At 70.5% G+C, this 12,828-nt stretch carries 13 protein-coding genes and 2 pseudogenes; 6 read left to right on the top strand and 9 right to left on the bottom strand.

Annotated features, from left to right (window positions below; translation table 11 throughout):
* Window position 1: 1 nt before the first annotated feature.
* The 4 genes from fucP to ACH65_RS06560 all read right to left on the bottom strand — a co-directional run bounded on the left by fucP (window position 2) and on the right by ACH65_RS06560 (window position 3,284).
* Complete coding sequence (gene fucP / locus ACH65_RS06575) at window positions 2-1,324, bottom strand: L-fucose:H+ symporter permease (protein WP_049621784.1); 1,323 nt, start codon at window positions 1,322-1,324, stop codon at window positions 2-4.
* Window positions 1,325-1,336: 12 nt separating this feature from the next.
* Entirely contained in the window at window positions 1,337-2,407 is a 1,071-nt protein-coding gene (locus ACH65_RS06570) for a LacI family DNA-binding transcriptional regulator (RefSeq protein ID WP_425478269.1), read from the bottom strand.
* 101 nt (window positions 2,408-2,508) lie between these two features.
* A complete protein-coding gene (gene yjgA / locus ACH65_RS06565; RefSeq protein WP_049621782.1) occupies window positions 2,509-3,039 on the bottom strand; it encodes a ribosome biogenesis factor YjgA in 531 nt (176 codons plus the stop codon).
* Window positions 3,036-3,284: a DUF1653 domain-containing protein gene (locus ACH65_RS06560; RefSeq protein ID WP_049621781.1), complete on the bottom strand. Its 249-nt coding sequence runs from the start codon at window positions 3,282-3,284 to the stop codon at window positions 3,036-3,038. Before ACH65_RS06560 ends, yjgA begins: the two co-directional genes overlap by 4 nt.
* A 104-nt stretch (window positions 3,285-3,388) precedes the next feature.
* Between ACH65_RS06560 and pmbA the strand changes: the two genes are divergently transcribed.
* A complete protein-coding gene (gene pmbA / locus ACH65_RS06555; protein ID WP_049621780.1) occupies window positions 3,389-4,741 on the top strand; it encodes a metalloprotease PmbA in 1,353 nt (450 codons plus the stop codon).
* Between the two features lie 128 nt (window positions 4,742-4,869).
* Window positions 4,870-5,325, top strand: a complete 456-nt coding sequence (locus tag ACH65_RS06550; RefSeq protein ID WP_049621779.1) for a magnetosome magnetite crystal formation protein family — start codon at window positions 4,870-4,872, stop codon at window positions 5,323-5,325.
* A 53-nt stretch (window positions 5,326-5,378) separates the two neighbouring features.
* On the opposite strand, the gene ACH65_RS06545 is transcribed toward ACH65_RS06550, so the two are convergent.
* Window positions 5,379-6,398: a TIGR00266 family protein gene (locus tag ACH65_RS06545; RefSeq protein ID WP_049621778.1), complete on the bottom strand. Its 1,020-nt coding sequence runs from the start codon at window positions 6,396-6,398 to the stop codon at window positions 5,379-5,381.
* A gap of 124 nt (window positions 6,399-6,522) precedes the next feature.
* Here ACH65_RS06545 and ACH65_RS06540 point away from each other — a divergent pair.
* From ACH65_RS06540 to ACH65_RS06525, 4 genes and pseudogenes are all read left to right on the top strand, one after another.
* Window positions 6,523-6,756, top strand: a pseudogene (locus ACH65_RS06540) (cytochrome b); the annotation flags it as partial.
* A 38-nt stretch (window positions 6,757-6,794) separates the two neighbouring features.
* Window positions 6,795-7,589, top strand: a complete 795-nt coding sequence (locus tag ACH65_RS06535; protein ID WP_049621777.1) for a thymidylate synthase — start codon at window positions 6,795-6,797, stop codon at window positions 7,587-7,589.
* A 266-nt stretch (window positions 7,590-7,855) separates the two neighbouring features.
* The gene (locus ACH65_RS06530; RefSeq protein ID WP_049621776.1) at window positions 7,856-8,341 is read left to right on the top strand and encodes a dihydrofolate reductase; all 486 of its coding nucleotides are present in this window, start codon (window positions 7,856-7,858) and stop codon (window positions 8,339-8,341) included.
* Window positions 8,342-8,474: 133 nt separating this feature from the next.
* Complete coding sequence (locus ACH65_RS06525; RefSeq protein WP_237561462.1) at window positions 8,475-9,419, top strand: Nudix family hydrolase; 945 nt, start codon at window positions 8,475-8,477, stop codon at window positions 9,417-9,419.
* A gap of 149 nt (window positions 9,420-9,568) precedes the next feature.
* Here the strand turns inward: ACH65_RS06525 and coaE are convergent, their stop codons facing one another.
* From coaE to ACH65_RS06510, 4 genes and pseudogenes are all read right to left on the bottom strand, one after another.
* Window positions 9,569-10,195 (bottom strand): dephospho-CoA kinase, encoded by a 627-nt coding sequence (coaE, locus tag ACH65_RS06520; protein WP_049621775.1) that lies wholly within the window; start codon window positions 10,193-10,195, stop codon window positions 9,569-9,571.
* 1 nt (window position 10,196) lies between these two features.
* Window positions 10,197-11,060 carry a prepilin peptidase gene (locus tag ACH65_RS06515; RefSeq protein ID WP_049621774.1) on the bottom strand — a complete coding sequence of 288 codons (864 nt, stop codon included), beginning with the start codon at window positions 11,058-11,060 and terminating at the stop codon, window positions 10,197-10,199.
* A 13-nt stretch (window positions 11,061-11,073) separates the two neighbouring features.
* Window positions 11,074-11,325: pseudogene (locus ACH65_RS18855) on the bottom strand (endonuclease domain-containing protein); the annotation flags it as partial.
* A gap of 129 nt (window positions 11,326-11,454) precedes the next feature.
* On the bottom strand, window positions 11,455-12,717 hold the full coding sequence (locus ACH65_RS06510; protein ID WP_049621773.1) for a type II secretion system F family protein: 1,263 nt from the start codon (window positions 12,715-12,717) through the stop codon (window positions 11,455-11,457).
* Between the last annotated feature and the right edge of the window lie 111 nt (window positions 12,718-12,828).

The following is a 12,828-nucleotide window of genomic DNA, read 5'->3' as shown; positions in this document are numbered from 1 at the left end:
CTCAGTGGCCGGAGGTGGGCGTGACGGTGACCACGCGCGAGCCGCGCAGGCCGTAGAACACGATGTAGGCGTAGCACAGCAGCGGCAGGAAGAACGCATGCTGCACGCCGATGCGGTCGGCCAGCACGCCCTGCAGGGTGGGGATCAGCGCGCCGCCGACGATGGCCATGATCAGCAGGCTGGAGGCCTTGCTGGTCAGCGGCCCCAGCCGCTCGATGCCGAGCGAGAAGATGGTCGGGAACATGATCGAGTTGAACAGGCCGATCGCCACGATGCTGTACACCGCCAGGCTGCCGCTGCTCGACATGGTGGTGACGACCAGCAGCGCGTTGATGGTGGCGAACAGGGCCAGCAGCTTGCGCGGCGAGATCACCGCCATCAGCGCCGAGCCGACGAAGCGGCCGACCATCGCGCCGCCCCAGTACAGCGACACGTAGTGCGAGGCCTGCTGCTCGGTCATGTGGCCGATGTCCGGCATCGACAAGTAGTTGACCATGAAGCTGCCGAGCGACACCTCGCCGCCCACGTAGAAGAAGATTGCCAGCACGCCGAACAGCACGTGCGGATGGCGCAGCGCATCGCGCAGGCTGTGCTGGCCGCTGTCCGAATCGCCGCCGGCCTGCTCCTGCTCCAGCGCCGGCAGGCGGAACAGCATCACGAACAGCGCCAGCAGGAACAGCACCACGGCCAGGCCGATGTACGGGCCCTGCACGGCCTGCGCCTCCTGCGCGCGGTAGGCGAGCTGCTCGGCCACCGGCAGCTGGGCCACCTGGTCGGAGCTCTTCACCGTGGTGGAGAGGATCAGCAGGCCGCCGAAGGTCGGCGCCACCGCGGTGCCGGCGGAGTTGAGCGCCTGCGCCAGGGTGAGGCGGCTGGAGCTGGTCTTCTCCGGGCCGAGCAACGCCACGTAGGGGTTGGCCGCCACCTGCAGCACGGTGATGCCGGTGGCCAGCACGAACAGCGCGCCGAGGAAGGCCGGGTACAGGTGCAGCGCCGCCGCCGGCCAGAAGCCCGCCGCGCCGATGCCGGCGATGCCGAGGCCCGCCACGATGCTCTTCTTGTAGCCGAGCGCGGTCACCAGCCGGCCGGCCGGCAGCGACATCAGGAAATAGGCGCCGAAGAAGGTGAACTGCACCAGCATGGCCTGGGTGTAGTTCAGCTCGAACACCGCCTTGAGGTGCGGCACCAGAATGTCGTTGAGGCTGGTCAGGAAGCCCCAGATGAAGAAGATCGTGGTCAGCGCGATCAGCGCGGCCGGGTAGTAGGTGTAGCGCGGCGCGTCGGTCGGGGAGGTCCCCGGAGCCGGGGTAGGGGTGAAGGCCATGGAAATTCCGGATCAGTGGCGGGGGAGTGGAGAAGGGCTGCTGTCGCGCACCACCAGTTGGACCGGTGCGACAACGGTTTGCGGCGCGGCGTGCGGGGCGCGCAGCCGGGCCAGGATCAGTTCCGCCGCCTGCCGGCCACGCTCACGCGGAGCGGCGGACAGCGTGGTCAGGGCGGGTGTGCTCAGGGCGGCTTCGGCGATGTCGTCGAAGCCGGTCAGCGCGAAATCGCGGCCGGGGACCAGCCCCCGCTGGCGCAGGCCGAGCATCAGGCCCAGCGCCACCGCATCGTTGTAGCAGATCGCGGCGGTCGGTGCCGGCTCGGCGGCGAACAGGCGCGGACATTGGGCGGCGGCCTCCAGCCGGGTCGAGGCGTTCTCGACCAGCCAGTGCGGCGCCACCGGCAGGCAGGCCTCGTACATGGCCTCCAGGTAGCCGGCGTGGCGTTCGCGGAACGGCATGGAGTCGACGTGGCCGCCGAAGAAGGCGATGCGCCGGTGGCCCTGCGCGATCAGGTGCGCGGTGGCGAGCCGGGCGCCGCGGCGGTTGTCCAGCAGCAGGCGGTCCCACGGCAGGCCCTCGGGCAGCTCGCCGTCGAGGTCGCGGTTGAACAGCAGCAGCGGCGTCTGCGCGCCCACCGCCGCCAGCACGTCGGCCGCCTTGCTGCCCTCGGCGGGGGAGAGGATCAGGCCGCCGGGCGCGTGCTCGAGCAGCGAGCCGAGCACGGCCTGCTGGCGCGTGCCCGATTCGCCGCTGGTGCCGAGCAGGGTGACCAGGTTGGCGGCGCCCAGCGCATCGTCCACGCCCGCGGCGAACTCGGCGAAGAACGGGTTGGCCAGGTCGTTGATCACCAGCGCGATGCTGGAGGAGGTCTGCCGGCGCAGGTTGGCCGCCGCGCGGTTGTAGATGTAGCCTTGCCGGCGCAATTCCTCCTGCACCCGCGCGCGGGTGTCGCGACTGACCAGCGGGCTGCCGCGCAGCACCAGCGATACGGTGGCGCGCGACACGCCGCAGCCGGCGGCGATGTCGGTCACGGTGACCTTGTGGCGGGTGGGCAGGCTGTCCAAGGCGGCGGAGTCGGTGATTTGAACCGATCCAAATGTACAGCGTGCGCCCCGATCGGCCATCTCGCACTGCAACATGGACAATGACGGAGGCGGAACGCCCGGCGCCGGATGGCGTCCGGTCAGTCCGCTCCGGCCTCCGCCTCGAGCGCCTTCAGCGTCTGGAACAGTTCGCGGTAGGCCCGCGCCGGCTTGCCGCCGGCGCGCTCGCTGCGCGCCTGGCGCACCAGCGAGCGCAGGTGCTGGCGGTCCACCTGCGGGTACTGCGCGATCACGCCGGACAGCGCCTCCTCGTCCTCCAGCAGCCGCTCGCGCAGGGCCTCGAGGCGGTGCAGGGCGGCGGCCTCCCGCCGCTGCAATTCGCGGTTCTCGCCCAGCGCGGCGCGGGCGGCGTCGAAGGCGTCCTCGCCGTGCTTGCGCATCAGCTTGGCGAGAAACGCCAGCTGGCGCTTGCGCGCGATGTGCGCCGTGATCCGCCGCACGTTGGCGATTTCCTCGCGCACGTCCTCCGGCAGCTCGATCTTGGCGAGCTTGCTCGGCGCCAGCTCCACCAGCTGGCTGGCCAGCGTCAGCACCGCCAGCGCGTCGCGGCGCTGCTGGCTGCGGCTGGGGCCGTAGTCGTGGTCGGGGTCGTCGGTGTAGTTGCGGTTCACGGCAGGTCCGGCAGCGGGGGGAGGAGGTCGGGTTCGGCCTGCTCCAGGGCGAAGCGGGGGATCGGCTCGCCGTCCAGTTCGACGGTCTCGGCGAACATCGCCGCCGGGCGCACCCACAGGCCATGCTCGCCGTACAGCGCCTGGTACACCACCAGTTCCTCCTGCGTCTCGCTGTGCAGGGCGGTGCCGAGCACGCGATAGCGCTGGCCCTTGTAGTGGCGGTAGATGCCGGCGACGGTGGACATGGGTGGCTCCGCGGCTTTGCAATCGGCCGCGGCGACCCCATTCTTCACAGGACGCGCGGCGTGGAACCGCGCATTCTACCCGCCCCGCCACCAGGAAGCCCAACGTGACCGAAGTCGCCGCCCGCCAGGACCGCAGCCAGCAGGATCTCGACCGCCTGGCCGAACTCGCCGAGGACGTGATCGGCCGCGCCCGCGCCGCCGGTGCCAGCCAGGCCGAGGTCTCGGCGAGCATCGACACCGGCCTCGGCGTCAACGTGCGCCTGGGCGAGGTGGAGACGGTGGAGCACACCCGCGACCGCGGCTTCGGCCTCACCGTGTACTTCGGCCAGCGCAAGGGCTCGGCCAGCACCGCCGACCTGCATCCGGACTCGATCCAGGCCACCCTGGACCAGGCTTGCGCGATCGCCCGCTACACCGAGGAGGACCCGGCCGCCGGGCTCGCCGATGCCGACCGCATGGCCACCGAATTCCCCGACCTCGACCTGTGGCACCCGTGGGCGCTGGACACCGCCGGCGCCATCGTGCTCGGGCAGGAGATCGAGGCGGCCGGGCGCGCCCACGCCGGCATCACCAATTCCGAGGGCGCCAGCGTGCAGGCCAGCGAGAGCATGGCGGTGTACGCCAACTCGCACGGCTTCGTGGGCCGCGAGCGGGGCACCCGGCATTCGCTGTCGCTGTCGCTGATCGCCGGCAACGACGAGGGCATGCAGCGCGACTACTGGTACGACAGCGTGCGCTCGCCGGCCGATTTCATGAGCGCCCGCGCGCTGGGCGACAAGGCCGCCGAGCGCACGCTCTCGCGCCTGGGCGCACGCAGCCTGTCCACCCGCGAATGCCCGGTGCTGTTCGCGCCGGAGGTGGCGCGCGGGCTCATCGGCCACCTGGTGGGTGCGGCCAGCGGCGGCGCGCTGTACCGCCGCGCCAGCTTCCTGCTCGACCAGGTGGGCCAGCCGGTGATGCCGGCCTGGATGAACATCGTGGAGCAGCCGCGGCTGCCGCGCGGCCAGGGTTCGGCCAACTTCGACGCGGAGGGCGTGGCCACGCGCGAGAGCGCCCTGGTGGAGGGGGGCGTGCTGGCGCGCTACGCGCTCGGCAGCTATTCGGCGCGCAAGCTGGGGCTGGCCTCCACCGGCAACGCCGGCGGCATCCACAACCTGGTGGTGGAGCCGGGCGCGGACGACTTCGACGGCATGCTCGCGCGCCTGGGCACGGGGCTGCTGGTCACCGAGGTGATGGGGCCGGGCGTCAACATCACCACCGGCGACTACTCGCGCGGCGCGGCCGGCTTCTGGGTCGAGGGCGGGCGCATCGCCTACCCGGTGGAGGAGATCACCATCGCCGCCCACCTGCGCGACATGTTCGCCGGCATCGTGGCGGTAGGGCGCGACGTGGACCCGCGCTCGCACATCCTCACCGGCTCGATCCTGGTCGGGCGCATGACGGTGGCGGGCGAATAGGGGCCGTCCATCGCCGGGCCGTCCATCGCCTAGTCCGAAAGGCATGCGGCGTCGGCCGGCAGGGCTGCTAGCATCGTCGCACCGGCCGTGCCGCCGCGAGCACACGAATTCCGCGAGGAGGAGTTGCCATGAGCGTTCCACCCGAATCCGTCACGCCCCCGTCCCCACCGCCCCCGCCGTCCGACGAGGGAGCGCCGCCCACGGACGGCATGCCCTCGCACGAGGAGCGCCAGTGGGCGCTGTTCGGCCATCTCTCCGCCCTGCTGGGCGCGCTGCTCACCGGCCACCTGTTCGGCATGGGCTGCTTCATCGGCCCGCTGGTGATCTGGCTGCTGAAGAAGGAGAGCATGCCGTTCGCCGCCGACCAGGCCAAGGAGGCGCTCAACTTCAACATCACCCTGGCGATCATCTTCGCGGTGCTGTGGATCCTCACCATCGCCACCTTCCTGGTCGGCGCGGTGCTCACCATCCCGCTGGCGATCATCATCAGTGTGGCGGCGCTGGTCTTCATCATCATCGCGGCGATCAAGGCGAACGAGGGCGAGCGCTACCGCTACCCGTTCACGCTGCGGCTGGTGAAGTAGCCGCACCCGCTGCCGGCGCCCCCGCTCCCCAGGCGGAAAAGGGGGCGCCCGGCTCAGAAGTTGCGGTCGCCGCCGATGAAGTCGCCGAGGCCACCCAGGATCGAGCCTTCGCCGCGCCGCTCGCCGCCGCCCTGCGGCGCCGCGGCCAGCATGCGCCCGGCCAGGCGCGAGAACGGCAGCGACTGCAGCCATACGGTGCCCGGGCCGGTGAGGGTGGCCAGGAACACGCCCTCGCCGCCGAACAGCATACTCTTGATGCCGCCGACGGGCTTCACGTCCATGTTCACCGTGTCGTGGAAGGCCACCACGCAGCCGGTGTCCACGTCCAGCCGCTCGCCGGGCGCCAGCTCGCGCTGCACCACGGTGCCGCCGGCGTGCACGAACACCCAGCCGTCGCCTTCGAGCTTCTGCATGATGAAGCCCTCGCCGCCGAACAGGCCGGTGAGGATCTTGCGCTGGAAGAAGATGCCCAGCCGCACGCCGCGCGCACCGGCCAGGAAGGAATCCTTCTGGCAGATCAGCCGGCCGCCGTGCTCGCTGAGCTTCATTGCCATCACCGTGCCGGGGTAGGGCGCGGCGAACGCCACCTTGGCCTTGCCGCTGCCGGTGTGGGTGAACAGGGTGGTGAACAGGCTCTCGCCGGTGATCACGCGCTTGCCGGCCGAGAGCAGCTTGTCCATGAAGCCGCCGCCGCCCTGGCCACTGGTGGAGCCGTCGCCGAACACGGTGTCCATCTGCACCGAGGCTTCCTTGTACATCAGCGCGCCGGCCTCGGCGACCGCGCTCTCGCCGGGGTCCAGCTCGATCTCCACGAACTGCATCTCGTGGCCGACGATGCGGTAGTCGATCTCGTCGGCGCGATGGCCGCCCGCATAGGCGGGGACCGGCGGCGGCGCCATCACCGGCTCGCCGGCGCCGAATTCGGCCACGCTGCGGATCGGCCGCCATTCGGCGAAGCCCTCCTTCCAGCAGTAGCCGTCCGGCCGGCTGCGCGCCTGGGTGCGTGCGGCCTCGTCGTCGAGCGGGCCGATGCGGCCGTCGTCCTTGCCGTAGCTGAAATACCACTGCGCCATGGCTTGCCATCCCCCCTGGTCATTGCGAAAGCGGGCAGTCTAATTCCTGGCCGGCGCGGGCAAGAAGTGTCGAACGTACTGGTGCCGGGCTGGGCGGCGCGCGCCATGGCGGCCTGGTCCTGCGCTGCCGCTGGTCGGCTGGGCCATGCTGTCGGCGGGCGGCTACCCGGTGACGCTGTACGGACCGCTGCATCTGCCGGCCATCGCGCCGGCCGACCCGCTGTGGTTTGCGCTGTTGCGCAAGGCGCACACCTTCCTGGCCTACCTGCTGTGCCTTACCGTGCTGGCCCACCTGGGCGTGTTCCATGGGCTGATCCGCCGCGACGGCGTGTTCGGCGCCATGGCGCGCGGCAGATAGCGCGGGCGGCGCCGGGGGCGTCAGGCTAGAATTGGCGCATGCACGCCTACCTCGACCTGCTCCGCCACGTCCTCGACCACGGTACCGAGAAAGCCGACCGCACCGGCACCGGCACGCGCAGCGTGTTCGGCTGGCAGATGCGCTTCGACCTCGGCCAGGGCTTCCCGCTGGTCACCACCAAGAAGCTGCACCTCAAATCCATCGTCCACGAGCTGATCTGGTTCCTGCGCGGCGACACCAACATCGCCTATCTCAAGGAACACGGCGTCAGCATCTGGGACGAATGGGCCGACGAGCACGGCGACCTCGGCCCGGTCTATGGCCAGCAGTGGCGCTCCTGGCCCACCGCCGACGGCGGCACGGTGGACCAGATCCGCTGGGTGGTGGAGGAGATCCGCCGCAACCCCGATTCGCGCCGGCTGATCGTGAGCGCCTGGAACGTGGGCGAGCTGTCCAAGATGGCGCTGATGCCCTGCCACACGCTGTTCCAGTTCTACGTGGCGGACGGCAAGCTCTCCTGCCAGCTCTACCAGCGCTCGGGCGACATCTTCCTCGGCGTGCCGTTCAACATCGCCAGCTACGCGCTGCTCACCCACATGGTGGCGCAGGTGGTCGGCCTCGGCGTGGGCGATTTCGTGCACACGCTGGGCGATGCGCACCTGTACAACAACCACGTCGAGCAGGCGCGCCTGCAACTCACCCGCGAGCCGCGGCCGCTGCCGAAGCTGGCGCTGAACCCCGACGTGCGCGCGCTGGAAGACTTCCGCTTCGAAGACATCGCCATCGAGGGCTATGCGCCGCATCCGGCGATCAAGGCGCCGGTGGCGGTCTGACCGGCGCCGAATTCGGCCCGCTGCTTCTGCAGGCCCTCGCGCTTGCCACTCTGCCGGAATCGCCGTGAACGTTGCCGGCCCGCCGCGCGTGGTCGGGGCGCATCCAGGTAGGGCCGTGCCGCACGGCCATTCATGCTGCGAACGCAAACAAGTGCCCGGCGTGCGCATGCTTCGCCGGCCCCGCCGGGGGCTACAATCGGCGCCCACCACGACCGGGCCGGCCCTGCGTTCGTCTGCGACCTTCCTCCTGAGATCCTGGAGCTTCGATGGCCATTTCGCTGATCGCCGCACTGGACGAGAACTTCGCCATCGGGCGCAAGGGCCAGCTGCCCTGGCACCTGCCGGACGACCTCAAGCTGTTCAAGCGGCTCACGCTCGGCAAGTACGTGCTGATGGGCTACAACACGGCGGTGTCGATCGGCCGCGCGCTGCCGGGCCGGCACAACCTGGTGCTGTCGCGCCGGCACGAGGCGCCGTACCCGGGGCAGGTGACGGTGCGTTCGCTGGCGGAGGCGAAGGCGATCGCCGACGGCACCGAGCTGGTGGTGATCGGCGGCGGGCAGGTCTACCACGAGGCGCTGCCCGAGGCGCGGCGCCTCTACCTCACCTGGGTCAGCGCCGCGGTGGACGGGGCGGATGCGTTTTTCCCGGGGCTGCACTTCGACCTGTGGACCGAGGTGTCGCGCACGCACCACAAGGCCGACGCCGAGCACCTCTACGCCTTCGACATGGTGGAATACGTGCGCAACTGAGCGCGCGCGTCCTCGTTCGGGTTGGGGCATTGGCGCCACGCGCGAGGATGGTCGTGGCGGCCCAGTCGCGCGGCGCCCGGCGGCCTCTGCGCGCCGCCTTCTACAATCGCGCGCGAATCGAAGCGGAGAGCGCATGATGCACGTAGTGGCCGGGGTGATGACCGATGCGCAGGGCCGCGTGCTGCTGGCGCAGCGGCCGCCCGGCAAGCACCTGGCCGGCCTGTGGGAATTTCCCGGCGGCAAGCTCGAGCCCGGCGAATCCGTGCAGGCAGGCCTGCGCCGCGAGTTGCAGGAAGAACTGGGCGTGGATACGCGCGACTATGCGCCGCTGATCCGCCTGCCGTGGCGCTATGGCGAGCGTTCGCTGCTGCTCGACGTGTGGCGGGTCGGCCGCTGGCAGGGCGCACCGCGGTCGATGGAAGGCCAGGCCCTGCAATGGTGCGATCCGCGGCGGGTCGACGCCGCCACGCTGGCGCCGGCCGACCGCATGATCCTCCACGCTTTGCGTCTGCCGGGTCGCTACCTGGCGACGCCGGAGCAGGCGGCACTGGGCGGGCGCGAACATTGGCTGCACCGCCTGCGCGCCGCGCTGGACCGCGGCGAGCGCCTGCTGCACCTGCGCCTGCCGGCCTGGCCGCGCGAGGCGGTGCGCGAGCTGGCGGCCGCGCTGCTGCCGCAGGCGCGGGCGCTCGATGCGCGCCTGCTGCTGGACGGCGATGTCGAGGGCGCGTTGGCCCTGGGCGAAGGCGTTGGCGTACAACTCGACGCCGCCGGGCTGCAAGGGGCGAGTGCGCAGGAGCGCCCCTTGCCCTGGTCGCAGCCGGTCGGCGTCGGTTGCCGCGATGCCGGCCAGCTCGATCATGCCGTGCAACTGGGCGCCGACTTCGCCACGCTGTCGCCGGTGGCATCCGAGGCGGCGCGGGAGGGCGCGCCCGCGCTGGGCTGGCCGGGCTTCCGGCAGCTGGCCGAGGCCGCTTCGCTGCCGGTCTATGCGCTGGGCGGCTTGCGGCCGGAGGACGAGCGGCAGGCGCGGGCCGCGGGCGGGCAGGGCGTGGCGGGTTGCCTGGGGTTCTGGTGAACGCTGTCGCGCTGCCCTCGCGTGCATGAAGAGAGTTGGGGTGGGCATGCTTGCACCGGGGCAGGGGTTGCCCTTCGATCACCCCTGCATGCAGGGGCGGCGCTGTGCAGCACCGTCCAGCGCACCCGCGGCAAGAACGTGAGCGGTGCTCAGGCCGGCCTGTCGGCGGCCAGTATCAGGTAGCGCCGGTGCAGCGCCGCTACGGCTTCGTCCAGCGCTGCCTCGTCGCCGCGGTTGTCGATCACGTCGTCGGCCAGCGCCAGCCGCTCGGCGCGGGTGGCCTGCTGGGCGAGCATGCGCCGGGCCAGCGTCTCGCCGATGCCGTCGCGCTGTTGCAGGCGCGCCAGCTGCATGGCTTCCGGCGCATCCACCACCAGCACGCGATCGACCCAGCGGTAGGGCGCGCGATGCTCGGCCAGCAGGGGAATCGCCACCACGCAATAAGGGCCGGGGTCGGCCTCGGCATGCGCCTGCATCCAGGCACGCACGCGCGGGTGGATGATCGCTTCCAGCCGCTGGCGCACCGACGGGTCGGCAAAGATGCGCTCGCGCATCGCCGGCCGGTCGAGGCGCCCGTCCGCGCCGAGCACTTCCTGGCCGAAGGCGGCGACCACGGCGGCCAGCCCTTCGCTGCCCGGCTCGATCACTTCGCGGGCGGCCACGTCAGCGTCGTAGACGCGCACGCCGTGCGCCTCGAAGCGCCGCGACACCGCGCTCTTGCCCGCGGCGACGCCGCCGGTGAGCGCGACCACGTAGGAGCGCCGCGCCGCGCCCATCTCAACGCAGTCCGGTGAGATGCAGGTAGTACTGCAGCAGGCCGTCGCCCGCCACGAACCACACCCAGCCGGCCGCGGCGATGAAGGGGCCGAACGGCATCGGCACCTCGCGGGCGCGCTGGCCGAGCAGGATCTGCGTGCCGCCCACCAGCGCGCCGATCAGCGAGGACAGCAGCACCACCGGCAGCAGCGCGGTGGGCCCCATCCACGCCCCCATCGCCGCCAGCAGCTTGAAGTCGCCGTGGCCCATGCCCTCCTTGCCGGTGAGCAGCTTGAACAGCCAGTACACGCTCCACAGGCTGAGATAGCCGATGGCGGCGCCGAGGATCGCCGGCGCGGGCGCCGTGAACAGCGGCGCCAGGGCAAGCAGCAGGCCCAGCCACAGCAGCGGATAGGTGAGCTGGTCGGGCAGGAGCTGGGTGCGGAAGTCGATGCCGGCGAGGGCGACCAGCGTCCAGGTGAAGGCCAGCCCGGCCAGCGCCGGCCAGCCCGGGCCGAACTTCCACACGATGATGGCGCTCAGCACGCCGGTGAGGAGTTCCACCAGCGGGTACTGGATCGAGATCGGCGCCTTGCAATAGCGGCAGCGGCCGCGCAGCAGCAGCCAGCCAAGCAGCGGGATGTTGTCGCGGATCGCCAGCGGATGCTTGCAGTGCGGGCAGTGCGAGGGCTCGCGCACGATGCCCGGCGGCAGCGGCGCCGTCTCTTCTTCCGCCTCCAGCTCCAGCACCTCGCGCGCCTCCTGCTCCCACTCCGCCTCCATGCGTGCGGGCAGGCGCAGGATCACCACGTTGAGAAAGCTGCCGACCAAGAGGCCGAGCACGGCGGCGAAGCCGGTCCAAAGGGCAAGGGGAAGCTGGAGCATGCGAGGGCCTGGCTTAGAGCCCCTCTCCCCCCGGGAGAGGGGTTGGGGTGAGGGTCCGGGCTTGCGCAACGTCGAGGATTGCCGCGAGCACCGCTGCTGTATCTTGTAGCACCTGATTGTCCCAGAATCTCAGTATTCGCAAGCTTTGATGTTCCAGGGCAGTCGTTCGTGCCGCGTCGCGCTCTTCATTGTGCTGGGAGCCGTCGAGTTCCACAAACAGCTTTGCGCCGTCGCAATAGAAGTCGACGCTTCCCAGGTCGAGGTCCTTCTCCCGGCGGGAGAAGGTGCCGGCAGGCGGATGAGGGTACGGCCGGAGCGCAAGACATCATCCTCGCGCTCCGGCCGTACCCTCACCTCGGCCCCTCTCCCGGCGGGAGAGGGGCTTTTGCCAGGCTTACACCGTGCCGGCGAGCTTGAAGATCGGCAGGTACAGCGACACCACCATGCCGCCCACCAGCACGCCCAGGATCACCATGATCAGCGGCTCGAGCAGGGTGGAGAGCGTGTCGACGGCGTTGTTGACCTCTTCCTCGTAGAACTCGGCCACCTTGAACAGCATGTTGTCCAGCGCGCCGGATTCCTCGCCGATGGCGGTCATCTGCACCACCATGTTGGGGAACAGGCTGGTCTGGCGCATCGCCAGCTGCAACTGGTGGCCCACCGCCACGTCGTCGCGCATCTGCATGACCGCCTCGCCGTAGACCACGCTGCCGGTGGCGCCGGCCACCGCCTCCATCGCCTCCACCAGCGGCACGCCGGCGCGGAAGGTGACACCCAGGGTGCGGGCGAAGCGGGCGATGGCCGACTGGCGCAGGATGTTGCCGATCACCGGGATCTTGAGCGACACGCGGTCGAGGAAGTGCGCGAACCTGGGCGAGCGCTTCTTCGCCATCACCGCCGCCACGATGCTGCCGATGATGCCGCCGATCACCACCCACCAGTAGCTCTTCATGAACTCCGAGGCGGAGATCACGATCTGCGTCGGCGCGGGCAGATCGGCGCCGGCGTCCTTGAAGGTCTGCGCGAACACCGGCACCACGAACAGCAGCATGATCATCGAGACCAGCATGGCCACCGCCAGCACCATCACCGGGTAGAACAGGGCCTTCTTGATCTTGCTCTTGATGGCCTCCATCCGCTCCTTGTAGGTGGCTACCGTGTCCAGCACGGTATCCAGCACGCCGGCCGATTCGCCGGCATGCACCAGGTTGCGGTAGAGCTCGTCGAACTGCACCGGATAGCGGGCCAGCGCCTCGTGCAGCGCGGCGCCGCCCTCGATGTTCTGCTTCACGTCCGTGAGGATGTTCTTGAAGCGGACGTTCCGCTGACCGTCGGCGATGATGTCGAAGGCCTGCACCATCGGCACGCCGGAGGCCATCATGGTGGCGATCTGGCGGCTGAAGATGGCCACGTCGCGCGGCTTCACCGAGCTGCCGGTGGCACCGAACAACGGCTTGCTGCGTTCGCGCACGGTCTGCGGGTTCATGCCCTGGCGGCGCAGTTCGGCCTTGACCAGCGAGGCGTTCTTGGCCGGCATTTCGCCTTTCATGCGCTTGCCGCGCTTGTCCAGCGCGACCCAGTCGTACATGGTCAGCTGGCTGACCTGCGCGCGTTGGGCGCCGATTGCACGCGAGTTCGTTGCCGTTGCGGTTGCCATGCGCCTTATCCCCCTTAAGTCGTTCGGTCCGTCGCCGCCGTGGCGGCGCCCGTCACCGGCCTGAAGCTTATGTCATTCCCTGGCGACAATCCGTGGCGCCGGACGCAAGTC

Origin of the sequence: Frateuria defendens, from assembly GCF_001182895.1 — a bacterium.
GTDB lineage: Bacteria > Pseudomonadota > Gammaproteobacteria > Xanthomonadales > Rhodanobacteraceae > Frateuria_B > Frateuria_B defendens.
Note: the sequence above shows the minus strand (reverse complement) of the source record. Positions and strands in the feature narration are given on the sequence as shown.